General features: G+C 52.6%; 24 protein-coding genes and 1 tRNA gene. 13 read left to right on the forward strand and 12 right to left on the reverse strand.

Features of this window, described 5'->3' with window-relative positions; all coding sequences use genetic code 11:
- Positions 1-334: hypothetical protein (locus tag CSR02_RS16730; protein ID WP_208616785.1), on the forward strand; the 334-nt coding region annotated here is incomplete at its 5' end.
- A 184-nt stretch (positions 335-518) separates the two neighbouring features.
- Here CSR02_RS16730 and CSR02_RS01445 read toward each other — a convergent pair.
- Positions 519-1334, reverse strand: a complete 816-nt coding sequence (locus tag CSR02_RS01445; RefSeq protein WP_052013551.1) for an NAD kinase — start codon at positions 1332-1334, stop codon at positions 519-521.
- 50 nt (positions 1335-1384) lie between these two features.
- Complete coding sequence (locus CSR02_RS01450; protein ID WP_099540324.1) at positions 1385-2614, reverse strand: glycosyltransferase family 4 protein; 1230 nt, start codon at positions 2612-2614, stop codon at positions 1385-1387.
- An 87-nt stretch (positions 2615-2701) separates the two neighbouring features.
- Here CSR02_RS01450 and CSR02_RS01455 point away from each other — a divergent pair, with 87 nt between their 5' ends.
- From CSR02_RS01455 to infC, 4 genes are all read left to right on the forward strand, one after another.
- The gene (locus CSR02_RS01455) at positions 2702-3565 is read left to right on the forward strand and encodes a tetratricopeptide repeat protein (protein ID WP_099540325.1); all 864 of its coding nucleotides are present in this window, start codon (positions 2702-2704) and stop codon (positions 3563-3565) included.
- Complete coding sequence (locus CSR02_RS01460) at positions 3562-4518, forward strand: glycosyltransferase family 9 protein (protein WP_099540326.1); 957 nt, start codon at positions 3562-3564, stop codon at positions 4516-4518. Before CSR02_RS01455 ends, CSR02_RS01460 begins: the two co-directional genes overlap by 4 nt.
- A gap of 46 nt (positions 4519-4564) precedes the next feature.
- The gene (gene thrS, locus CSR02_RS01465; RefSeq protein ID WP_042787797.1) at positions 4565-6496 is read left to right on the forward strand and encodes a threonine--tRNA ligase; all 1932 of its coding nucleotides are present in this window, start codon (positions 4565-4567) and stop codon (positions 6494-6496) included.
- Positions 6497-6652: 156 nt separating this feature from the next.
- Entirely contained in the window at positions 6653-7189 is a 537-nt protein-coding gene (gene infC, locus CSR02_RS01470) for a translation initiation factor IF-3 (protein ID WP_042787796.1), read from the forward strand.
- 66 nt (positions 7190-7255) lie between these two features.
- Here infC and CSR02_RS01475 read toward each other — a convergent pair whose 3' ends face one another.
- From CSR02_RS01475 to CSR02_RS01495, 5 genes are all read right to left on the reverse strand, one after another.
- Positions 7256-7963, reverse strand: a complete 708-nt coding sequence (locus CSR02_RS01475) for an SIMPL domain-containing protein (protein WP_099540327.1) — start codon at positions 7961-7963, stop codon at positions 7256-7258.
- A gap of 190 nt (positions 7964-8153) precedes the next feature.
- Positions 8154-9023: a HAMP domain-containing sensor histidine kinase gene (locus CSR02_RS01480; protein ID WP_099540328.1), complete on the reverse strand. Its 870-nt coding sequence runs from the start codon at positions 9021-9023 to the stop codon at positions 8154-8156.
- A 52-nt stretch (positions 9024-9075) separates the two neighbouring features.
- A complete protein-coding gene (locus tag CSR02_RS01485; protein ID WP_042787794.1) occupies positions 9076-9753 on the reverse strand; it encodes a response regulator transcription factor in 678 nt (225 codons plus the stop codon).
- A gap of 79 nt (positions 9754-9832) precedes the next feature.
- Positions 9833-10957, reverse strand: a complete 1125-nt coding sequence (locus CSR02_RS01490) for an AI-2E family transporter (RefSeq protein WP_099540329.1) — start codon at positions 10955-10957, stop codon at positions 9833-9835.
- Between the two features lie 185 nt (positions 10958-11142).
- Positions 11143-13032: an ABC-F family ATP-binding cassette domain-containing protein gene (locus CSR02_RS01495; protein ID WP_099540330.1), complete on the reverse strand. Its 1890-nt coding sequence runs from the start codon at positions 13030-13032 to the stop codon at positions 11143-11145.
- A 135-nt stretch (positions 13033-13167) separates the two neighbouring features.
- On the opposite strand from CSR02_RS01495, the gene ndk reads away from it, so the two are divergent.
- A complete protein-coding gene (gene ndk, locus CSR02_RS01500; RefSeq protein WP_042787791.1) occupies positions 13168-13590 on the forward strand; it encodes a nucleoside-diphosphate kinase in 423 nt (140 codons plus the stop codon).
- Between the two features lie 264 nt (positions 13591-13854).
- Positions 13855-15414 (forward strand): hopanoid C-3 methylase HpnR, encoded by a 1560-nt coding sequence (gene hpnR / locus CSR02_RS01505; protein WP_042787790.1) that lies wholly within the window; start codon positions 13855-13857, stop codon positions 15412-15414.
- 20 nt (positions 15415-15434) lie between these two features.
- Here hpnR and CSR02_RS01510 read toward each other — a convergent pair whose 3' ends face one another.
- Entirely contained in the window at positions 15435-16100 is a 666-nt protein-coding gene (locus CSR02_RS01510) for a hypothetical protein (RefSeq protein WP_099540331.1), read from the reverse strand.
- A gap of 131 nt (positions 16101-16231) precedes the next feature.
- Between CSR02_RS01510 and CSR02_RS01515 the strand changes: the two genes are divergently transcribed.
- Both CSR02_RS01515 and CSR02_RS01520 read left to right on the forward strand, forming a co-directional pair.
- Positions 16232-16444 carry a heavy-metal-associated domain-containing protein gene (locus tag CSR02_RS01515; protein ID WP_042787788.1) on the forward strand — a complete coding sequence of 71 codons (213 nt, stop codon included), beginning with the start codon at positions 16232-16234 and terminating at the stop codon, positions 16442-16444.
- A 172-nt stretch (positions 16445-16616) separates the two neighbouring features.
- The gene (locus CSR02_RS01520; RefSeq protein ID WP_099540380.1) at positions 16617-16916 is read left to right on the forward strand and encodes a hypothetical protein; all 300 of its coding nucleotides are present in this window, start codon (positions 16617-16619) and stop codon (positions 16914-16916) included.
- Positions 16917-16931: 15 nt separating this feature from the next.
- Here the strand turns inward: CSR02_RS01520 and CSR02_RS01525 are convergent, their stop codons facing one another.
- The gene (locus CSR02_RS01525; RefSeq protein WP_042787787.1) at positions 16932-17495 is read right to left on the reverse strand and encodes an HNH endonuclease; all 564 of its coding nucleotides are present in this window, start codon (positions 17493-17495) and stop codon (positions 16932-16934) included.
- Positions 17496-17687: 192 nt separating this feature from the next.
- On the opposite strand from CSR02_RS01525, the gene gluQRS reads away from it, so the two are divergent.
- The 3 genes from gluQRS to CSR02_RS01540 all read left to right on the forward strand — a co-directional run bounded on the left by gluQRS (position 17688) and on the right by CSR02_RS01540 (position 21175).
- On the forward strand, positions 17688-18599 hold the full coding sequence (gene gluQRS, locus CSR02_RS01530) for a tRNA glutamyl-Q(34) synthetase GluQRS (protein WP_099540381.1): 912 nt from the start codon (positions 17688-17690) through the stop codon (positions 18597-18599).
- 164 nt (positions 18600-18763) lie between these two features.
- Positions 18764-19966: a pyridoxal phosphate-dependent aminotransferase gene (locus CSR02_RS01535; RefSeq protein WP_042787786.1), complete on the forward strand. Its 1203-nt coding sequence runs from the start codon at positions 18764-18766 to the stop codon at positions 19964-19966.
- 3 nt (positions 19967-19969) lie between these two features.
- The gene (locus CSR02_RS01540) at positions 19970-21175 is read left to right on the forward strand and encodes a pyridoxal phosphate-dependent aminotransferase (protein WP_099540332.1); all 1206 of its coding nucleotides are present in this window, start codon (positions 19970-19972) and stop codon (positions 21173-21175) included.
- A gap of 45 nt (positions 21176-21220) precedes the next feature.
- On the opposite strand, the gene CSR02_RS01545 is transcribed toward CSR02_RS01540, so the two are convergent.
- Positions 21221-22255, reverse strand: coding sequence for an ABC transporter substrate-binding protein (locus CSR02_RS01545; RefSeq protein ID WP_099540333.1), 1035 nt, complete (start codon positions 22253-22255; stop codon positions 21221-21223).
- 121 nt (positions 22256-22376) lie between these two features.
- Here CSR02_RS01545 and CSR02_RS01550 point away from each other — a divergent pair.
- Positions 22377-22452 (forward strand) — tRNA-Asn (locus CSR02_RS01550).
- Positions 22453-22564: 112 nt separating this feature from the next.
- Here CSR02_RS01550 and CSR02_RS01555 read toward each other — a convergent pair.
- Together CSR02_RS01555 and panC are read right to left on the reverse strand one after the other, a co-directional pair.
- Positions 22565-22921 carry a RidA family protein gene (locus CSR02_RS01555; protein WP_099540334.1) on the reverse strand — a complete coding sequence of 119 codons (357 nt, stop codon included), beginning with the start codon at positions 22919-22921 and terminating at the stop codon, positions 22565-22567.
- A 49-nt stretch (positions 22922-22970) separates the two neighbouring features.
- Complete coding sequence (gene panC, locus CSR02_RS01560) at positions 22971-23810, reverse strand: pantoate--beta-alanine ligase (protein WP_099540382.1); 840 nt, start codon at positions 23808-23810, stop codon at positions 22971-22973.
- Positions 23811-23823 lie beyond the last annotated feature (13 nt).

A 23823-nucleotide genomic window follows, 5' to 3' on the forward strand; every position in this document is an offset into this window, starting at 1 on the left:
TGGTGCTGGTGCTGGTGCTGGTGCTGGTGCTGGTGCTGGTGCTGGTGCTGGTGCTGGTGCTGGTGCTGGTGGCGTTACAGGCGGGGCTTTAGGCGCCGGCTTGGCCACTGGTGTCGTTTTGGGCGTTACGGGGGCAGGTTGTGTATTTTTAGTGCTGGATGTTTCGTTCTTCTGCACTGTGGAGGTTGGGGGCTTTTCCACCACACGGCGGCGCGGTTCTGTACGCGCAGGTGCTGCTGTGCGGCGAGAGGCCGCTTCATGCGCCACAGGTGGCGCAGAAGGTGTTGGGGAAGCCACAGGTGCCGCACCACCGCCCAAGCTGTCCAACGCCTGACTGTTGGTGACAATCTGTGCGTGTGAAACCGCGCTGGTTGCAAGCAAGCTTGCAGCACACACAATGACGAGGCGGTGAGAGAAATGAAACATGTTCTGCATTAAATGGAAGACTAATCCAGAAAAAGGGGAAGAAGAACAGAGGCAACGTGCTTTTGGGGCCTGAAAGCGGCCACACTGGGGCATCATGCAGAAAACTGTTCTGCCGCAATGCGTTCGGAAAGGGTTTGCCCAGGGTCAAACAGCAACGTTACAGCTAATTCACGGTCTTCCCACGCTTGCACAGACACAACATCCCGAATTTCGATCGAATCGGCTACAGCCGCAACCGGGCGCTTGTCGTGCTCCAGCACACTGAAGCCGACATGAGCGGAGGAGGGTAAAAGCGCCCCCCGCCAGCGGCGTGGGCGAAAAGGACAGATGGGGGTAAGCGGCAGCAAATTGCCAGAAAGCGGTACAATCGGCCCGTGGGCAGAAAGATTATAGGCAGTGGAACCAGCGGGCGTTGCCAATAAAGCGCCATCGCAAATCAGTTCGGGAATACGTACAAGCCTATCCACATCAATGCGTAATTTGGCGGCCTGCCGTGTCTGGCGGAACAGATACACATCATTCAGGGCCAACGCTTCATGGGCTTCACCATGTGCGGTTACGGCTTTCATGCGTAAAGGGTGGATGATGGCAGCCTGAGCATGCGCCAGACGGTAGGGAAGGTCTTCCTCGTCTGTCGGGTTCATCAGAAACCCAACAGAACCACAGTTCATGCCATAAACAGGTGTTGTTAGTCCGGCTTCCAGAATAACACGCAAGGTTTCCAGCATAAAACCGTCACCACCAAGGCAGATAACAACATCTGCCTCACCAGGATGACAGTTGCCATAACGGGCAACCAGTCGGTCAAGCTCATCACGGGCCGTTTCGGTCGGGGCTGCCATAAAGGCCAGATGCTGAGGAGGACGCATAAAAATGGAGGGCGGGTTTGTAAGAGAAGTAGCAGTCATGCCTGTGTCCTGCTTCCTTCCAGGGTCAGGAGAATAAGAGTCCCCCTTCCTTATCCTGCAAGCATTGGTTCCTGAAAGAGGGCAGGATCATTTTTAATCTCGGCAAACCGTTCTGCCAGAGTAGATCCAAGCAGTTCATCATAAACAGCCAGCGTGGCATGCTGCATGGCAGCAGTGCTGAAATGGCTCAGCACCATCTGGCGTGCCGCGTACCCAATTGTCTCCAGAATATCTGGTGGCGCAACCAGTACATCATGAATGGCCTGTGCCAGTTCACTGGCATTTCCGGGTGAAAAACTAAAGCCTGTCTGGCCGCTGGTTACAGTTTCCACCGCGGCACCATGGTGCGCTACAATAACCGGGCAGCACATAGCCTGTGCCTCTACGACCACCCGCCCAAAAGGTTCCGGGCGGAGGGAGGGTACAACCACCATGTTGGCAAGCATCATGGCGGCAGGCATATCATCGCAATGGCCAGCAAAACGCACATGGTCGGTCAGCCCCAATTGTGCAGCTTTAGTGCTTAATTCCTGAGCATATTTATCATCCGGGGCACATGCCCCGGCAAATACGCAATGCCAGTTCATATCAGGCAGGTGTGCCAGCAGTTCTGCCAGCGCATCGAGCACAAGGCTTTGCCCTTTCCATGCGGTCAACCTGCCAGGCATGAGAATAACGGGCGCATCAGCGGGTAATGCCCAAGCTTCCACCAGACGATGCACGCGTTGGCCAGAAACAACCTGTGGGGAAAACTGATCCGTATCTGCGCCCCGCGGGATAATACGCAGCCGGTCTGGCCCGACATGATATTCTTCAGAAAGCCGTTGGGCGATATGGTTACTAATGGCAATAACCCGGTCGCCAGATGCCAGAACGGCATTATATTGCCGTTTGCCCGGAAAGCTGTTGGCATGCACGCCATGCCAGGTTGTTACAAACGGTGTTTGTGTGCGTTTGCATGCTGTTTTGGCCACCCACGCCGGAGCGCGGGAGCGGGCATGCACAAGCTGCACATTGTATTGGCGAATAATGTTGCTGAGGAAACGGCTGTTTTTAGCAATTTTCAGTGGGTTGCGGCTGCCGCAGTCAGGGAGGGTGATATGCTCTGCCCCACTATGCCGCAGCAGGGGTTCCATACGCCCACCAGCACTGATGACAAGTGCCTTGCCCCCTGCTTGTGTAATGGCTTGCGCCATTTCTATGGTGCCTCTTTCCACGCCGCCCTGCTCCAGAGCGGGCAGGATTTGCAGAATGGAGGCAGAGGCCAGAAAACTGCTCATGAACAGGGTGTTATCACAATTTGTACATTTTGTGCCATAAGACAGTAGAATAGAACTGTTCTTCCTTTTCAGGTTTCCGGCCTGTGCGTGAATGAGTCCGTTTGTTATGGAGGCAGGATGAAGTTTTCTTTTGTGCCTACCCGGCGGCATCTTCCCTGCGTGGTTGCAGGCACGGCGCTACTTGTTTCTGCCCCTGTTATGGCGGCCAGTGTGCGTGGTCATGCTTCGGCCTCATCCGGGCCGGCAGGAGGGCAGAAATGGTCGGTAGAAGCGTGCATGGCAATGGTGGGGGATGATCCATTTGGCGCAAGAGATTATGCGCTGGACTGGGAGCATCACGGCAACGGAGGGCAGGAAGCCCGGCACTGTCATGCCTTGGCCTTGCTGGAAGCCGGAGATGAAGAAAGTGCTGCAGAAGAACTGGATGATCTCGCCCACCAACCCATAGAGCATGCAGAACGTGCGCCTTCCAGTTTTCGTGCTGGATTGGAGGAAGATGCTGCAGATGCGTGGCTTTCTGCTGGTCAGCCCGAAAAAGCATTGCATAGCGTAGATTACGGGCTGACGTTTGAAGATGATGTGCGCCTGCATCTGTTACGTGCCCGTGCCTTGCTGGCGCAGGATCAGGCTGATGTTGTGGTGAAGGAACTTTCTGCACTGATAGCTAAAAAACCAGATATCGGGGCGGAGGCGTATGTTCTGCTGGCTTCGGCTGAACGGCGCACAGGCCAGCTTGATGCCGCAGCGGCACATGTGGCGCATGCGTTGGAAATAGATCCAGAAAATCCTGCTGCCTTGCTGGAGCGTGGCATTGTGCGTGAACGTAAGGGCGATGCTACTGGCGCACAGGCAGACTGGCAGCATGTGCTTGATCTGGCCCCAGATAGTCATGAAGCCGATCTGGCCCGGCAGGACTTGGCCGTTATGGCCGCAGACCCGGATGCGCCATGAGCGTCTTGCTCGGTTCACAAAAAGTGCAAAAAGCTGGAATACAGCGCGTTCTGGTTATTCGCTTGGGGGCGTTGGGGGATTTTGTGCAAAGTTTTGGCCCGTTTCAGGCCATCAGGCAGGCGTATCCTGCTGCACATATAACCTTGTTAACAACCACGCCATTTATTGAGCTGGCGCGGCTTTGCCCTTGGTTTGATGAGGTTCTTACGGATACACGCCCACGTTGGACGGATGTGCGGCAGATACGCGCATTGCGCCAGATGTTGCGCGGGTATGATCGGGTTTATGATTTACAGACATCGGCCCGGACGGCACGCTATTTTCTACTTGCCGGTCGGCCTGCCACATGGTGCGGACATGTGGGAAAAGGGAGCCTGACACATCTGAACCCGTGGCGGGATGAAATGCACACACGTGCGCGCCAGCGTGACCAATTGCGTATGGCAGGCATTGTGGATGTGCCACAGCCAGATATTTCCTGGTTACGTGATAAAGGGCCGGAGTTTGATTTCCCCTACATACTGATTGTTCCGGGTGCGGCGCAGCATCGTCCGGCCAAGCGTTGGCCCGCCAGACGGTATGGTGAACTGGCTGCAGAAATTTTCCGCCGGGGTGTGCGCCCTGTATTGGTAGGGCATGAAACAGAACAGCCCTTGGCGCAGGATATTTTGAAGTACTGCCCACAAGCCCTGAACTTGATGGGCAAGACCACTCTGCCAGAACTTGCCGGGGTGGCAGCACGAGCACAATGCGCCGTAGGGAATGATACAGGCCCTATGCATCTGGCTGCTGTTATGGGGTGCAAGTGCGTTGTGTTGTTTTCTGCCGATAGCAACCCTGGCCTTACAGCCCCTTTAGGGTGGCGGGCAGGGCAGGTGCGCGTGTTGCGTGTGCGTGATCTTGCATTGCTTTGTGTGCAAAGGGTTGCAGCCGCGCTCTGGTGGCGTCATTAAGCATCTTTCTATTATTGTCTGATTTTCTTTTCTGGAGCCTTTGACCATGCCCGCCATTACCTTGCCTGACGGTTCTGTTCGTAGTTTTGACGGGCCGGTAACAGGCACGACGGTGGCGGAAGCTATCGGCCCCGGTCTTGCCAAAGCTGCACTGGCCATGGAAGTGGATGGCAAGCTGTGCGATATTCGCCAAACCATCCATAAAGATGCAGCTCTTCGGTTTATCACGCGTAAAGACCCGGAATCTCTGGAACTTATCCGGCATGATGCCGCCCATGTGCTGGCTGAAGCCGTGCAAGCCCTGTACCCCGAAACACAGGTGACAATCGGCCCATCCATTGAAAACGGATTCTATTACGATTTTTATCGTTCTGAACCGTTCTCCCCAGAAGATTTCGCGGCGATCGAAGCCAAGATGCATGAAATTGTTGCCAAGGCTGAGCCTTTTGTGCGCGAGGTCTGGAAGCGGGATGATGCAATCCGCTTTTTTGAAGATCGTGGTGAAAAGTTCAAAGCCGAGCTGATTCGTGATCTGCCGGAAGATGAAGAAATTTCCATCTATCGGCAGGGTGAATGGCTGGATCTCTGCCGTGGTCCACATCTGCGCACAACCAAGGATGTGGGGAATGCCTTCAAGTTGATGAAAGTGGCAGGCGCATACTGGCGGGGGGATCATCGTAACCCCATGCTGACCCGTGTGTATGGCACCGCATGGCGTGATAAGAAGGAATTGGACGCTCATCTGCATCAACTGGAAGAGGCAGAAAAGCGGGACCATCGGCGCATTGGCAAGGAAATGGGCCTGTTCCATTTTCAGGAAGAGGCCGTGGGCCAGGTGTTCTGGCATGCCAAAGGCTGGCGGCTTTATACAGCCTTGCAGGACTATATGCGCCGTGCCCAGACACGTCATGGTTATCAGGAAGTGCGCACGCCGCAGCTTGTTGATCGTGCATTATGGGAAGCTTCTGGCCACTGGGACAAATACCGCCATCACATGTTTATCGCGACGGTGGAGGACGAGAACAAAACACTCGCACTCAAGCCCATGAACTGCCCGTGCCACGTGCAGATTTTCCGCCATGGCCTGCGTTCCTATCGTGAATTGCCGTTGCGGATGGCAGAATTTGGCGCATGCCATCGGTATGAACCCTCTGGTGCATTGCATGGTCTGATGCGTGTGCGCGGCTTTACGCAGGATGATGCGCATATTTTCTGCACGGAAGACCAGATTGCAGATGAAACTGTGCGTTTCGTGAAAATGCTGCATGCTGTGTATCAGGATCTGGGCTTTGAGCATGTGCGTGTAAAATTTGCTGACCGGCCAGAACAGCGTGCAGGCAGCGATGCAGTGTGGGACAAGGCTGAAAACGCCCTGAAAGAAGCCTGCGCTGTGGCAGGGGTGGAATACGAACATAACCCCGGTGAAGGTGCATTCTACGGCCCTAAACTGGAGTTTGTGCTGCGTGATGCCATTGGGCGTGATTGGCAGTGTGGCACCTTGCAGGTTGATCTGGTCCTGCCAGAACGACTCGATGCCAGCTATATTGGTGAAGATTCGGGCAAGCATCGTCCGGTAATGCTGCATCGCGCCATTCTGGGCTCTTTCGAGCGATTCCTTGGTATTTTGATCGAACAGCATGCAGGGCGCTTCCCGCTCTGGTTGGCACCTGTACAAGTGGTGGTGGCATCAATTGTAAGTGATGCTGCGCCCTATGCGGAAGAAGTGGCCGCAGCCCTGCGTGAAGCCGGGTTGGCGGTGGAAGCCGATGTGCGGAATGACAAAATCAACGCCAAAGTGCGCGAACACAGTGTTGCGCGTGTTCCCGTTATTCTGGTGGTTGGCCGGCGTGAGGCAGAAGAACGTACTGTTGCCATGCGCCGCCTTGGCACACAGGCGCAGGAGTCTCTGAGCTTGGAAGAGGCTGTTACACGCCTGAAAAACGAGGCAACACCGCCGGATTTGCGCAAAAAGGGCTAAAGCGTCGTTTTCTTTTTGCAGCAGGGCAGCAATGAGGATGTTTTTGTGCTTGCCCTGCTTGATAAAGCGCGGATAATTGCGCACATACTCATTACAGGTCAAAGCACCTGAGAAGGTGCCTTTGCAGATTTTTGAAATGTACTACAGGAGCCGACCATAGCCAGATCACCGTATCCCGCGCCGCCCAGCCGTGAAGGGCCGCGAGTGAATGAAGAAATCCGTGTGCCACAAGTTCGCCTGATTGATGAAAATGGCGAAATGGCTGGTATCATGACCGTGCGCGATGCCTTGGCAAAAGCGTATAGCGTCGGGTTGGATCTTCTTGAAATAAGCCCGAATGCCGAGCCGCCAGTTGCGAAGATTCTTGATTACGGCAAGTTCAAATACGAACAGCAGAAAAAGCGCAACGAAGCCAAGAAAAAGCAGAAAGTCATTGAGATCAAGGAAGTCAAGGTTCGTCCGAATATCGACGAAAATGACTACCAGGTTAAAATGCGCGCTGTAAAAACCTTTATTGGTGAAGGTGACAAGGTCAAGGTTACGTTGCGTTTCCGTGGCCGTGAAATGGCGCACCAAGAGCTGGGTATCAAGGTTCTGGAACGTATCCGTGCCGAAATGGATGAGGTTGCTAAGGTGGAGCAGATGCCTCGCCTTGAAAACCGCCAGATGATTATGGTGCTGGCGCCGCGCTAAACCGTGGTTTTAGTCTGGTAGATGAAAACCCCCTGCTTTCTGATGAGAAAGCAGGGGGTTTCTGTTTTATGGTGCCAGTAAAAGAGAGGCATGCGCGTTGGCACGTACATGCTGCGTTTGTGCCGTGCTGGAAGGCGCCACGGCATCTGCACTGCGTGCCATGGCCATCATAACCGGCATTGGGCGCAGAATTGGGTTTTCAGATATGGTGACATTGGCAAAGCGCACAACATGCAACCCTAGGGAAGCCGCTACGGTATCTGCCTGCTTTTTCAGGTCGGCAATGGCATCTTTTTCAGCATCCAGAAAAAGTGCCTGCCGTTTATCATCGGAAATAGACCAATCCAGTCTTTCCAGAATAAGGCCGTTGGCCTGAAATTGCCCGGCTAAGGGAAGAAGCGCATTGCCGTTTTGCGCTTTCAAAGTCAGTTGCTGTGTGGCTGTCCAGAACGCAGTTTCTTTGTCTGGGTGAGTTTCAGAAACATCATACCCTGTGACTGCTAACTGAATGGCATCATTTTTTCCGGTCAGTTCAGTCATTTTCTGTACCAAGGCATTGACGGCCTGCTGGGCCGTTGCTGCATTTTTGTTACGTGCTTCTGCCCGAAATGTGGCGATAAGCTGATCTGGCGCGGCCTCTGTTGTGCCAGAAGCTGAAAGTTCAAGCCTTGTAAAAGTGTTTGTTTCTTCGGCATGAGCGGTAGAAAGCGTGCCCATAAATGCGCAGGAACTTGCAGAAAGTAGCAACAAAAAAGCACGGGAATAAAAACGCATGGGAATGTATTTCCTTTAAAAACCAGAAGAGCCTGTGGAAGATGAACAACATAGGCGTGCATGCTTCAACAGATGAATATTTGCTGAGGCGATAAGAATCTATCAGTTGGGCAAGTTCAAGGCAGAGAGGCAATAATTGCTTGAGCCACAGAATTAAATGGCCTCTCATGAAAATGAGATGGATAAGATTTTACAGTGTTGCCGACTTGCCGGGGAAAGGAAGCGGGATATCAATACGCACGATCAACCCCGGAGTATTGTCGGCCAGATGAAGTTGGCCTCCGTGAAGTTGCACAATGGCTTGTACAATAGAAAGCCCAAGCCCAAAACCGGGAGCATGACGTGCTTGCTCTGCTCGAAAAAAACGTTCCGTAGCATGGGCCATCTCTTCAGGTGTCATGCCAATGCCCTGGTCAGTTATTTTTAGTTCTATTGAGCCATTATTTTCTGCAGTTGGCAGGGGCGGAAGGAAATGAGCTGTGCAGGTAATGATACCAGCACACGGAGAAAATTTAATGGCATTGTCCAGCACATTGGCAAGGGCTTGCTGGATCATGGTGCGGTCACCATAAAATGGAAGATGTTCAGGAAAAGTGGCTTTGATAATAAGTCCACGGTTTTCCGCAACAACGGTGTAAAGTTCCAAAACATCCTGTAGCGCAAGTGCCAGATCAAACCATGTAAAGGCCGCGCGGCACATTCCTGCTTCTATATCTGCAATGCGTAATAATGCCCCACAAATGCTGGTAATGTGGTCAAGATGTTTGATGGCCTGCGCAATAGCTGTGCGCAGGTCCTCCTCAGAATGGGCGTGTAAGGCAGCATCTTCTAACTGAAAGCGGGCATATGTAATGGGGCGGCGTAGATCGTGGGCAATAGTGTTGGAGGCCTGCCGCGTTTTTTCCATGAGGTGAGTAATACGCTCAAGCATGGTGTTAATGGCAGCGGCAACATCATCTAATTCACTCTTACTGCTACCAAGTGAGATACGGTAGGAAAGATCGCCCTGTGTAAGAGCAGAAGTTGCTTTGTTAATGGCATGGATAATATCCTGAAACATTGGATGAATTATCCACCCCAAACTGCGTGGTTCAATCGGGTCGTGGGTGCGTTCATTCTTGCAGCATATATCCTGCATTACGAATGGTATGAACGAGCGCGTGCTGAAATGGTTTGTCTATTTTCTGGCGCAGGCGGGAAATATGCACATCAATGACGTTTGTTTGTGGGTCAAAATGATAATCCCACACGCCTTCAAGCAGCATGGTGCGGGTAACAACCTGGCCTGCATGACGCATCAGAAATTCGAGCAGGCGGAATTCTCTCGGTTGTAATTCAATTTTTTGGCCAGCACGCCTGACATTGCGGGAGAGTAGGTCTATTTCCAGATCTCCAATATTAAGGCGTGTCTGGGGTTGTGCCTCGTTTCTATTGCGGCGTACCAAGGCTTCCAGACGTGCCTGAAGTTCGGAAAATGAGAAGGGTTTTGTAACATAGTCATCCCCTCCGGCTTTCAGTCCGGCCACTTTTTCATTGATATCAGCCAAGGCTGAGAGAAGAAGTACGGGGGTGGAATTATTTTGTTTCCGCAATGTTTCAAGGATATGAATACCCTCTACGCCGCCCGGTAGCATGCGATCGAGAATAATCACATCAAACTTCTCATGCTGTGCAAGAGATAACCCGTTTTTGCCGTCCTCGGCCTGCTCAACCAGATGACCAGCTTCCGTTAACCCTTTAGCAATAAAATTGCTAACAGTTTGATCGTCTTCAACAAGAAGAACGCGCATGATCAAGACCTTAACAAGTTATCCAGAGGCGTATTACCAAAGTCTTACGATAAACATACATTCATGTCACGACTTGCATTCACACTTGGTCCTTTTCATCCAGTTTTGGGGTTAGCTCATCCAGTGTGGCCATCAGCACGGCTGTAAGTGGGGAGGCAAAAATCAGGCCAGGAAAGCCCAGAATGGCACCAAAGAGTGTCTGAGACAAAACTGTCAGAGCAGGGGGCATTTGCACGGCATGGCGCTGAATAACCGGAGCCAGCACATTACCCTCTAAAAACTGGATCACGCTATAAAGCACAGCTACCATAATGGTTTCACGCGTGCCGAGGGAAAGTGCCAGCAGCAAGGCTGGCACAGCCCCCATAATGGCGCCAATATACGGGATAAAATTGCACAACCCGGCCAGCACACCCAAGGCCAAGGCTAGTGGTACGCCAATAAACCACAGGCCAAGGCCAGAAAGCGTGCCAACTACCAGCATGTCTAAAGATTGCCCGGCAACCCATGCCCAAAGCGTCTGTCCGGCCCTAAGCAGGAGATCACGCACTTTGGGGCGTTTGGAAACAGGCACCAGCCGCAGAAAGCCGTTGGCATAAACAGCAGGAGACATGGCAAAATACAATCCGGCAATAAGCACAACCAGCAATGTGCCAATAGCCCCAAAGGCAGACCCCAAAATGCCTGTCATGGACCCGGCAATGCGGGAACCAAGAGAAGCAAGGCTGCTGGTATCTCCCCCGCCAGCCTGATGGCCACCTAAAGAGGCAGGCAGATAATTGAGGATCATCTGGCCCGTGGGGGTGCTTTGCAGGGTGTTTCTCAGCGCGGTTTCCTGTTGGCGCAGCGCATCTTGCAAACGTAGCGCCTCGCTGATCATGGCCGGACCACTATTCCAGACCAGAAAGACCGCGCTGGCAATCAATCCGCATATTACGGCGCTTAGGGCCCACCCATATGGCAGGCGCAGGTGGCGCACCAATATTTTGGACAACCCGTGCAGCACTACAGCACACAGTACTGATGCAAATACCACCATCAGCACATCACCCATCAGCCAGACCACCAGCGCAATAATTGCGCCGCTGAAGGTCATGCGCAGAATTCTGGAAATGGATTGGAGCCAATCTGCACTTTCTGGCTTGTTTTCAGACGTTCCGCCAGCAAGAGGGATGGCAGAAGAAGACGTGTTGTCTGAATGCATGCGCACGTGTCTCTCGGAAAACTGCCCAAAGGCAAAAGGTTGGTGATATGGGCAGTAAAGGCGATGTTATTGTATTTGAGATGTAGTCTTATCCATGCGTCTTATGGTCTGAGAAGAAAATTCTTAAAACTCAGATATAAAAAGCTGGCGTGCTGGTAAAAAAGCCTCACTTCCACATCAAGGTGTCAGGCTTCATTCGCAGCCTCTTCCATTTCGGCTTCGGCAGCCAGCCAGCGTTCTTCTACCTCTTCCTGTTCCTTTTTGAGTGCAGCAAGGCGCGTGTTCAGGCGTGTGAGTTCCTGCGTTTTGCCTTCAGCATACAGGGCGGGGTCAGCAAGGCTTTCTTCGATCTTTTCTTGTTCCAGAGCCAGTTTGGCAAGGCGTGCTTCGGCGTCTTTGATAATTTTGCGCAAAGGGGCCAAGGCTTTGCGGGCCTCTGCACGTTCACGCCGGTCATCCTTGCGGCTGGGTTGGGCTACATTATCCTGTTTAGGGCGGTTTGCCGCACGGTTATGTTCGATCAACCATGCACGATATTCCGCCATATCCCCTTCAAAGGGAGTAATTTTGCCATCGCCTACCAACCACAACCTGTCTGCTACCAGTTCCACCAGATGAGGGTCATGGCTGATCAGCACCACAGCGCCTTCATAATCTGCCAGCGCCCGAATAAGCGCATCTCGCGCATCCAGATCCAGATGGTTGGTGGGTTCATCCAACAGTAGGAGCTGGGGAGCATCACGCGTTGCCAAAGCTAGAAGCAGGCGTGCTTTTTCTCCGCCTGAAAGGTCTTTAACGGCAGTTTCTGCTCGTTCGGCATCCAGCCCGAAGCGAGCAAGCTGGGCCCGTACAACCGGAGGCGTTGCTTTGGGGAGTGCGCGCGCCATGTGATCGATGGGTGTTTCGTTCAGGCGGAGTTCCTCTGCCTGGTGTTGAGCAAAATATCCGATTTTCAGGCGTGGATTCCGTTCCACGGTGCCAGACAGAGGTTCCAGCCTGCCAGCAAGAAGTTTGGCAAAGGTCGATTTCCCATTCCCGTTGGCACCAAGTAGGGCGATGCGGTCTTCCATATCCAGCCGGAGGGAAAGATTGCTGAGCACTGGCTTGCCATTATAGCCCACACTCGCGCGGCTCATGGTGAGAATGGGGGGAGGGAGTTGTTCGGGTTCGGGGAAGGAGAAGTGCGCGGGTGTTTCTTCCACCACGGATTCGATAACAGGCAGTTTTTCCAAAGCCTTCAGGCGGGCCTGTGCCTGCTTGGCTTTGGTGGCTTTGGCCCGGAATCGATCTACAAAGGACTGCATATGTGCCCGTTGGGCCGCAATTTTTTCAACCTGCCGGGTCTGTTGTAAGGCTTGTTCTGTACGAATACGCACAAAATTTTCGTATCCACCCGGCGTCAGGCTGAGCTTGCCGTGGTCCAGATGCGCAATGGCATCCACGCAGGAATCGAGCAGCCCTCTGTCATGGCTGACAATCAGCGCGGCCCCTGCGAATCGGCGGAGCCAATCTTCCAGCCAAAGGGTGGCTTCCAGATCCAAATGGTTGGTGGGCTCATCCAGCAGCAGCAAATCCGGTTCAAGAAACAGGGCGGTAGCGAGGGAAACACGCATGCGCCAACCGCCGGAAAAGTCTGAAACAGGGCAGGCCTGTGCGGCTGCATTAAACCCTAACCCAGCCAGAACAGAGGCTGCGCGCGCGGGTGCGCTATCTGCACGTATGGCACGCAAGCGCTCATGTATTTCCGTAATACGTACAGGATCAGTCGCCGTTTCTGCCTCTGCCAGAAGGGCGCTGCGTTCAGTATCGCCAGCTAAAACAGTCTCAAGAAGCGATGCATCATCTGCCGGGGCTTCCTGTTTTACGCGTGCCATGCGGGCACGGGCAGACAGGCGAATTTCACCGCCATCGGGGGAAATATCACCTGCAATGGCTGCCAGAAGGGTGGATTTTCCAGCCCCATTGCGCCCGATAAGGCCGACCTTGCGGCCAGGCTCTATAGACAGGTTGGCCTGGTCCAGAAGGGTGCGGCCTGCCATACGCAGGGTAAGATCGGATATGACAAGAAGGCTCAACGCAACTCTCGTTTCTTTATGAATCGTGCATTACATCCGGCATGGTACCTACCAGCCCGCGCCGATATGCTCTAGATGGAGCGCTACGGCTGCCACCCTTATGGTGTTGGTATGCCAGAAAAAAGGAGAAACCCAATGGCTAAAGAACGTACGCTGTCTATTATTAAGCCGGATGCAACCCGCCGCAACCTGACGGGCAAGATCAATGCCGTGTTTGAAGATGCAGGGCTGCGCATTGTTGCACAGAAGCGCATCCAGCTGACCCCGGCTCAGGCTGGTGCTTTCTACGAAGTGCACAAAGAACGCCCTTTCTATAACGATCTGGTGTCCTTCATGATCTCTGGTCCGGTTGTGGTGCAGGTGCTTGAAGGTGACAACGCAGTTGCCAAGAACCGCGAAGTGATGGGTGCAACAGACCCCAAAAAGGCAGAACCCAACACCATTCGTGCTCAGTTTGCTGAAAGCATTGAAGCAAACTCCGTGCATGGTTCTGACAGCGCAGAAAACGCAGCGAACGAAATCCGCTTCTTCTTTGCGGAAACCGAAATCCTGCCCTGATCCGTTTTTTGCGGATTTACTCTGGCTGGTGCGTTTGCTGCCAGCCAGAGCAATATTTTTAAAGTGTTGCTGTGGCCACCTATTGGGCGCAGTATGCAAGAGGTAAGCACCTTTTGCATGGGAGGTGTGGCTGCAAAGATGGGGTCATACCTAACATTTGCTCTATAAGCATTCCTCTAATATGTAAGCATCCAAAAAATTTTTCCGGCTGCGTGTTGAGGAAGCCTCCGCGCGCTGTTGGCTTTGCGAGCGAAAAGGAATGACATGAAAGTTCTGGCGGTTCACCCCAGCGCCCTGATGTACACGCGGGTCTTTCTCCGTCTGGAGCCTCTTGGCATGGAGCTGGTTGCTGGCGCGGCCCGCAATGCAGGGCATGATGTGCAGCTTTTGGATCTTCAGGCTGAAACGCATGAAGATTACTGGAAAATGCTGGATGAGTTTCAGCCCGATGTGGTGTGTTACTCTGGCAACTATCTGGCAAACGTGCCGGAAATCTTGGATCTGTGCCGGGAAACCCGCTACCGCTACCCCAATATCTTCCAGTTTGTAGGCGGCCACTCCGTATCCTTTATTGCAAAAGATGTGTTGGAGCTTTCTGAGGGCACCATCAACTGCATTCTTAAAGGCGAAGGCGATGCCACGGTTGGGCTGCTGCTGGACGCCGTGCAGAATGGTAAGGATATTCTGGAAGTGCCGGGCGTTATCAGTAAGGATGGTGAAGGCCCGCCGCCGATCTTTGTGAAGTCTCTGGATGAAGTCCGCCCTGCGCGTGACCTTCTGCGCCACCGCAATAAATACTTTATTGGCACGCTGGATCCGGCTGCCTCTATCGAATTTGCGCGTGGGTGCCCGTGGGATTGCACATTCTGTTCCGCATGGACCTTCTATGGCCGTTCCTATCGTACAGCCAGCCCGCAGGTGATTGCGGATGAGCTGGAAGAAATTAAGGAACCCGGCATCTTTATCGTGGATGATGTGGCCTTCGTGCATGAAGAGCACGGCATGGCCATTGCCAATGAAATCAAGAAGCGCGGCATTAAAAAGGAATATTACCTTGAGACGCGAGCGGACGTGCTGCTGCGCAACAAGGAAGTGTTTAAGGTCTGGAGTGAAATCGGGCTTTCCTACATCTTTATCGGCATGGAAGCAGTGGATGAAGAAGGTCTGAAGCAGTTCCGTAAACGTGTTTCTCTGGATAAAAACTTCGAGGCTCTGGAATACGCGCGTTCTCTGGGGCTGATTGTTGCCATTAACATCATTGCTGATCCTTCATGGGATCGGAAGCGCTTTGAAACAGTGCGTCAGTGGTGTCTGGAAATTCCGGATATCGTGAATATTTCTGTTACCACGCCGTATCCGGGCACAGAAATCTGGCACAAGGAAGCACGCCGCCTGACAACGCGGGATTATCGTTTGTTCGATATTCAGCATGCCGTGCTGCCAACCACATTGCCGTTGCCAGAGTTTTACGAAGAGCTAGTGAAAACCCAGCAGGTGCTCAACACCAAACATATGGGTTGGGAAGCGCTGAAGGATACGGCCGGTATTGCGGCCCGTCTGCTGCGCAATGGCCAGACCAACTTTGTAAAAATGCTCTGGAAGTTCAATTCGGTCTTCAACCCCAAGCTTCAGCTGGCAGATCACCAGCGTCCTGCACGGTATCTGATGCCTGTGCAGCCTGATGCTGTGACCAAGCTGGACAAGAAAGATCTGTACGTGCATGGGCCTGGTGGCCGTAAAACACGTGCGCTGGATGATGATACCGAAAAATTTGTAGATACAACCCGTATGGGTGAAACTGCAGAGGCTGAAGCCGAAGCTTAAAATCTAAAAGGGGTTTTCGTTTAGGCCGGCATAGCTGGTGGCGGAAACCCCAATGCTTCCGAAGTGTAGGTTTCAATTACGACACAAAATGCCTGCCCAGCCTGATTACGCAGGACCGCCATATGGCGGAAAAGGTAAGATGGCAGGCAAATGGGCTGCCCAGATCCAGCAGGAATACCCTGCTGTTCCCATTGTTCTGGCAAGGGGAACCATAGGCTCTCACGCCGAATAAGTTGGCGGGAAAAATTGAGAGCCGCCACCACAAGCCCAAAAGGTCTATCCGTTGTATTGAGCTCTATGGCCATGTGCGGGGATAGCCTTGCGGGAAGGTACCAGTTTTCTGCCTCTGAAAAAACTTTCCCCTGTGCGGTAAGCTGTACTTTTCTGTAACGCACATCTTCTTTTTGTGTCTCAGATGCGCCCAAGAGTGTTTGCTGCAAAAAAGGCGGACAAGGGGCGGTGGCGTGCTTTTGGCGGTAGGCTTGCAACTTGCTTTCTGGTGTGACGAGTCCGTAATGATGTATCCAATGCTCCAGCACACGCGTTGCGCTTGAGTTGGCAAGCAGTTTGTTTTCCAGTTTTTCTACAAGTGTTGCCAGCATCAGGCGGTGGAGAGGGATATCTCGCCACTGAGATAAAGGAATGTGCATCTTGTTCTGGTCGGAAAACGTGGAAAAACTGCTCATTTAGGCAGCATATCATGAGAATGCGGGAAGACAGACTGCCGATCTGCTTATTCCGTCCAAGCCAGAGCTGCGCTATAACGTGATAACGTATAATGCGGCGTAAATATGTTATTTGAACAAGGGAAAGATAAATGGCTCAGACAACAGCAAGTTTTATGGTGGATGGTATGACATGTGATGGCTGTGTATCTGCTATTAAACGCGCCCTTGCTGCTATTGATGGTGTGGATTCAACAGATGTTAACCTGGCAACGCGGGAAGTGAAAGTAACGTATGATCCAACACGTGCTGGTGTTTCTTCCTTGCAGAATGCAATCCGTGGTGCAGGTTACGAAGTAAGCTAACAGGGCGTTTTTCATTTTTGCCAGTTCTGCCATGCGGCCAACAGACAGGGGGCGTGATGTTCTTTGCCTAGCTGGAAATGGCGGAAACTGGCAGTATGAACACTCCCGAATAACACGTCAGCGCGGCCCGCAGCCGCTGCAAGATATGCTGAAGCAAGGTGGCTGGTCCGTTATGCAGATGAAGAATACATTACGCCTTGGGTTTGTAGCCATTGGTCTGGCCCTGTTGGGTGGCTGCTCTTCCGAGGTGGGGCGTCTGCCATTGGTTGACACGGATATTACCTGCCTACGCAAGCAAATGGCTGGGCCGATGTATCTTAGCTTTCCGCTGGCCGCCAATACATGCCAGCGTATGACAAATCATGGCTTTATGTTTGGTGAAAAAAACGCGAAGCCGATTCCGCTTAATCTGAAAGGTGCGCCAGACCTTCAGAAACAGGCAGATGAATATGGGTATAGTTACACGCGCTGAAAAACGGTTGCCTAATCAGCTTTCCAGTTCTGTGTCCCAATATAGGTAATCGCGCCAGCTTTCATGCAGATAGTTGGGCGGAAAAGCGCGTCCATTTTCCTGCAATTGCCAGGATGATGGACGTTCTGGCCGGTGCCGCGGCAACATGCCGATAACATGCGGCAGATGCGACCCTTTGCGCAGATTGCAGCATCCACATGCCGTTACAATATTTTCCCAGCTTGTTTTTCCACCCTTGCAGCGCGGGATAACGTGGTCAAACGTGAGTTCCTGCGTAGGGTGGCGTTCACCACAATACTGGCAGGAAAAATTATCCCGCAGAAAAACATTAAAACGGGTAAAAGCAGGTTTGCGGGCTGCGGGAATATAGTCTTTTAAGGCAATAACGCTGGGCAGACGGATAGTATGGTGGGGCGAGTGAACTTCTGTCTCATACTCGCTCAGCACAGAAACCCGGTCCAACCACACAGCTTTAATGGCATCCTGCCATGCCCAAAGGGAAAGAGGATAGTAGGAAAGTGGCCGAAAATCTGCATTCAGAACTAATGCAGGAAAGTTGAGGGTACTACCGTCAGGCAAGACTTGTCTCCTCGGCGTATGTTCGAGGGCGCATCTTTCTGCGATCGTAAAACTCGGAGCCGATTGCCTGCAAAAGGTGCGTCGTCGAGGTCATTACTGCATACAGTATTGCAGAGGTTCTAGAACGAGGCAACAAAACGCCCAGCTATTTGGCAAGACTTTTTAGAGTTTCGTAATAGTTTCATGAAAGATATGAAGAATTCATTACATAATAGTCAAACAAACCACAAAGAATGGGTGACACGATTTGCACCCAGCCCTACGGGTTTTTTGCATCTTGGCCATGTGGCTGCGGCTTTATATGGGTGGCAAAAAGCGCAACCAGATGGAGAGTGGTTTGTGCGGATGGAAGATATTGATGCCCAACGCTGCAAGCCAGAATTTATTTCTGCCATTCTGGAAGATCTGGAATGGTTGGGCTTACAGTTTGCGCGGCCTGTTTTAAGGCAATCGGCTAATATGCCCGCTTATCAGGCAACATTAGCAAAATTGGATGCAATGGGGGTGCTGTATCCCTGCTTTTGCACGCGTTCTGATATTATGCGGGAAAGCGCGGCTATCTTTTCGGCTCCTCATACAGCTCCAGACGGCAGTTTGCGTTATCCCGGCACATGCCGCCATCTTTCAGATCAGGAACGGCAGGAACGTATAGGCCAAGGGCAACCCCATGTACTGAGATTGAACATGAGCAAGGCGTTGCAACGGGTGCATCAGCATATGCGTGGCATGCCATTAACGTATCAGGACCAGGAACGCGGGACAGTTTTGTGCCAGCCTGAATTGTTTGGCGATGTTGTGCTTGCGCGTAAGGATACACCTGCATCCTATCATCTTTGCGTCACGCATGATGATGCAGCACAAGGTGTTACACTGGTAACGCGTGGGGAAGACCTGCGGCCAGCAACAGATCTGCACCGCCTGTTACAGGCCCTTATGGGGTGGTGCGTGCCCCAATACAGTTTTCATCCGTTATTGTGTAATGCAGAAGGGCGTAGGCTGGCCAAGCGGGATGGTGCCTTGGCTGTACGCGCCATGCGCAAGACAGGTCTTTCAGCTGAAGATGTGCGGTGCAAGGCAGGTTTTCCTCATATCTTTGAGAGATAAAGGCTGAATTGCGTACAAAAAACGCGGCGTATGGGAAATCACCGGTTCCGCCAGAGGCCGAACAGGATTACTGTGCCGCCCAGACCCAAATGTCTGTATCCGGGGCATGGGTGATGTCCTGGTAACTGGCATGAAAAACAATAGTGTCGGAAAGTAAGAGAACCATGAGCATTGTTGCTGACCGCATGAACAGGATCAGCCCGAGCCAGACGATTGTCATTTCGACACGGGCCCGTGCACTCAAAGCCGAAGGCCGGAACATCATCAGCCTGTCTGCTGGTGAACCGGATTTTCGCACGCCCGAAAATATCTCTCGCGCAGCGGCCAAGGCGATCGAAAATGGCCAGACCCGTTATACCGATGTTGCAGGCACGCCAGAACTGCGCAAGGCTGTGGCAGAACGTTTCAGGCTGGATAGCGGTCTGGATTATACACCAGAGGAAATTATTGTTTCCACAGGTGGCAAGCAGGTTATCTACAATGCCATGATGGCCACCCTTAACCCGGGTGACGAGGCCATTATTCCGGCACCGTGCTGGGTTTCCTACCCCGATATTGTCACGTTGGCAGAAGGCAAACCCGTTATTGTGCCCTGCAAGCGTGAAAACGGTTTTCGGATGACAGCGGAACAGTTGGAAGCCGCTATTACACCCCGCACAAAATGGTTTTTTCTGAACTCCCCCTGCAACCCTACGGGTGTGGCCTATTCAGCCGAAGATCTGCGCCCATTGTGCGATGTTCTGCTCCGCCACCCGCATGTGTGGATCTTTACAGACGATATTTATGCCAAGCTGGTTTATGATGGTTTCCGCCCGGCCACTTTTGTAGAAGTGGAACCTCTGCTGCGCAGCCGCACTGTTACCATGAATGGTGTTTCCAAGGCCTATGCCATGACAGGCTGGCGCATTGGTTTTTCCGGCGCACCAGTGGAACTGACAAAAGCCATGAACAAGCTTCAGGGGCAGTCCACCTCCAACACCTGTTCCATTGCGCAGGCTGCGGCTGTGGAAGCGCTTACTGGCCCGCAGGATTTCATTCAGGAAATGGTTGCCACCTATCAGGGGCGGCGTGACATGGTTGTTTCCATGCTGAATGAAGCTGAAGGGCTGGAATGCGATGTGCCGCAAGGTGCATTCTATGTCTTCCCCACAGTTGAAAAATGCTTGGGCAAGACTTCTTCTGGTGGCAAAAAGTTGGAAACGGATGAGGATTTTGTAACCGCATTGCTGGATGAGGAAGGTGTTGCCGCTGTTCATGGTTCGGCCTTCATGTTCCCCGGTCATATCCGTATTTCTTACGCCACGGATACAGATAGCCTGCGAGAAGCCTGCACGCGTATCCAGCGCTTTTGCAAAGGTCTGCTGTAAAATATGGTGCGGTCTTTTGCGAACAGGCTAAAAGGTTTGCCTGCACCAGCCACTATTGAAATGGCACGCCGTGCACGCGTACTGAAGGCGGAGGGTAAACCGGTTATCTCCCTTGCATTGGGAGAGCCGGATTTTGCCACACCGCCTGCGGTGGTGGAGGCTGCCCATCAGGCGGCCTTGGCGGGGCAAACCAAATATCCACCCGTAGATGGCACGCCTGCGCTTAAGGCGGCCATTGCCCGCAAGTTTACGCGTGAAAACGGGCTGGATTACAAACCGGAGGAGATTATGGTCTCCAATGGTGGCAAGCAGGTTATCTTCAATGCCTTCATGGCCACGCTGAATGCGGGTGATGAAGTGGTGGTGCCAACACCCTATTGGGTGAGTTATCCGCTTATTGCCCGCATGTTTGGTGGAACGCCTGTTTATGTCACCTGCCGGGAGGAAGATGGCTTCCGCCTGAAGGCAGATGAACTGGCAAAGGTGCTTACACCCCGCACGCGTTGGGTGGTGCTGAACTTTCCCAATAATCCAACAGGTGGCGTGTGCTCGGCAGACGATTTGCGTGCAATTGCGGACGTACTGCGGCAATATCCAGATGTCTGGATACTTTCAGACGAGATTTACGAACATCTGGTATTTGATGGTGCAAAATCAGCATCCATTGCGGCTGTGGCGCCAGATTTGAAGGAGCGCACCATTACCCTGAATGGTGTTTCCAAAGCTTATGCCATGACAGGCTGGCGCGTTGGTTTTGCAGGTGGCCCGGCAGATCTTATTGCCACCATGCGGGGTGTGCAGGGCAATGCAACATCTGGCGTGTGCTCCATAGCACAGGCCGCAGCCGCGGCTGCGCTGGATGGCCCGGAAGATCTGGTCCAGGAAATGGTTGCTACGTATAGCCGCCGCCGCCGCATGGTTGTGGAGGCATTGCGTGCCATTCCGGGCTTTACCTGCGCAATGCCGGAGGGTGCCTTTTACGCGTATCCGGGTGTTGCCGGATGCCTTGGCCGCACGACAGCAGCAGGCAAACGGTTGGAAACAGACCATGATTTTGCCTTGGCTTTGCTGGAGGAGGCTTTTGTAGCCACTGTGCCAGGCAGTGCTTTTGGCCATTCACCTTATTTGCGTTTGTCCTGCGCAACTGCGGATGAAACGTTGCACACAGCCTGCCAGCGTATTGCGCAGTTTGTGGGCGGCTTGCAGTAAACTTTATAAAAAAACGCAGGGCATCAAGAATGTGCCTGCGTTTTTTTATTCTTTCAAAACATTGCGGGAATAATGGCGTGCAAGTGCTGTGCTGTCTTCCGTTTCAGGGAGCAGCTCAACCAGTTGTAGTTCGTCGCAATATTGTGCCACTTGCTCGCGTAATGACTTGCCAATAACGGGCCGTATGGCAGGCTCGCTATGAAGCATGGCGCGGATGCTTGCAGCAGAAAGATCAGAAATATTCGGAGCAATCAGGGTTGCTGCGTCATCACGGTGTGTATCTGTCCAGCGTGCGGCATCACGTAGGGCCAGAACAAGGGCAATGGCGGCATCCGGATCATCTTGCAAGACTGTGCTGGAGGCACCCAGCACCATACTTGTACGTTCGGCGTAATGGCCGGTGCTGCTACCTGCAAGCTCAATAAACAGATCAGGAAATGTTTTGAGGAGCCACCATGCCTGATAATCATGCGCGACAACGGCATCAATTCTTTGCGTGCGTGCGGCATCATCAATTTGCGGCAAGGGGAGGTCAAGCCAGTTAATATGGTTCATGGCATCCAGCCCCTTGCGGCGCATCATAATGGCAAAAAACAGCTTATCTGCTGCGTTTTGGTCCATAACAGCCACGGTGCGGCCCATAAGCTGGTCCAACCGTGTAATACCGGAGCTACGGCGCACCAGTAGGCGGAAGTTACCCGGTTGTACTCCTATCAGCAGTTGTGCGTTCAGCCCGGCATGCAAATGCCTTAGCCAGGTAAGGGCAGGGGCCACGGCATAAGGAATATCGCCTCTGGCCAATGCATTAATGGTATCTTCCCCATTTATGGTGGCAAAAGGCAGATCAACATCCAAACTATAATGTGCGAAAAAATCTTTTTGCGCGGCAACAGCCAACACGGGTGCTGCGCCAGAGTTAGGCCATCCTATTTTGATCTGCCGATACGCACCATCTGGCTGTTTGTGTGGATGATGCCTAGAACGTGTTGCCAGAAAAGCGCCAGCACCAAGGGCGGCAACCCCACCCATGCCAGCAAGCAAGAAATGACGACGTGTTTGTAAAGGACCCTGGGCGCTCATTTTTGTAGCTTTACTATGTCTTTCTGTGTCTGTCGCTTTATGAGTGATGGAGACAATATGAAAAAAAATAAAAAAGGGGGTTTACGGCGCGATTTAGGTTAGCTATACGCTCTCTCGCTGGTCCCGAATAGCTCAGTTGGTAGAGCAAGCGACTGTTAATCGCTGGGTCGTAGGTTCGAGTCCTACTTCGGGAGCCAGCCTTATCTTTCCTTAAAATTTGTAAAATACTGTAGCACTTTTCAGGTGTTTCTATGCGTGTACGCTGCTTGTTGTGAGCAGCTGGCAAAGCAGCCGCTCACCAAAAGGTTCTTATGGTTGGGGTAATGCGGCAATACTGGTAAGTTCCACCTTCCATGTGGGGTCTGCCAGTTTTGCCTCTACGGTTGCGCGGGCTGGTTTATTGTTTCGGTCCAGCCACGCATCCCATGCACGGTTCATGGCTGCCATATCATTCATGTCAGCCAGAAAAATCTGCACGGAAATAAGGTGGCTTTTGTCTGTGCCGGCTTCGGCCAATAAGGCATCCACTTGCCGCAGAATATCTGCCATCTGGCCTTCTGCATCCAAGGTGGAATCATCGGCAATCTGGCCCGCCAAATAAACAAGACCATTGTGAATAACTGCACCTGTCAGACGTTCTTCAGGTGCAAGGCGTTTGATGTTCATAATTTTGCTTTCTGTGCTGTTATGGAGAGCTTTTTGTGAAAAGCAGGGATCAGGCAAACGGCATATTATCAATAAGCCGAACATCCCCCAGGCTGGCCGCTACAAACAGGCGCGTGCCTTTGCCTGCAACAGGAGCGGGGGCCAGAGTGTCTTCATGGCGCAGTTCCAGATAATGAACATGGAAACCCGCTTTTTCCAATGCCGTACGGCATGTTACCAAGCTGTTCTTTACGTCTGTGCCAGCGCGCATGTCTGCAAGGCATGTTTTAAGAGCTTGGGGCAGAAGAGCGGCCTGCTGGCGTTGTTCTGGCGTAAGCCTGCGGTTGCGGGATGAAAGAGCAAGACCATCTGCTTCCCGCAATGTAGGCACGGGCAGAATATGTAATGGCAGATCCAGATCCTGCACCATGCGTTTGATAAGGCAAAGCTGCTGGTAGTCTTTTTCGCCAAACGCTGCAATATTGGCATGTGTTTGCAAAAAAAGTTTGGTAACCACCGTGGCAACGCCATCAAAATGGCCGGGTCTGTCCCCCCCACACAACATGCTATCCAGCCCGGCAACACTTATGCGGGTTGCAAAGCCGGGAAGATACATCTGGCTTTCATCGGGTGCGTAAAGGACATCCACTTTGCCCGTGTTCCGTAACAGGGCAGCATCATCTTCCAGCCCGCGTGGGTAATGCTGGAAATCATGGCTGTTGTTGAACTGGATAGGGTTTACAAAAATAGACACAATACGGCGGGCAGCTTTGCCATCCAGCGCATTGATTAACGAAAGATGGCCAGCATGCAGTGCGCCCATGGTTGGCACAAAGCCGATACTCTGGCCCTCTTTCTGCCAGCCTGCGCTTAATGCTGTCAGTTCCGCTTTGGTTTTTATAATCTGCATCATCAATCCTGAA

The sequence above is a fragment of the Acetobacter pomorum genome (assembly GCF_002738225.1).
GTDB lineage: Bacteria > Pseudomonadota > Alphaproteobacteria > Acetobacterales > Acetobacteraceae > Acetobacter > Acetobacter pomorum.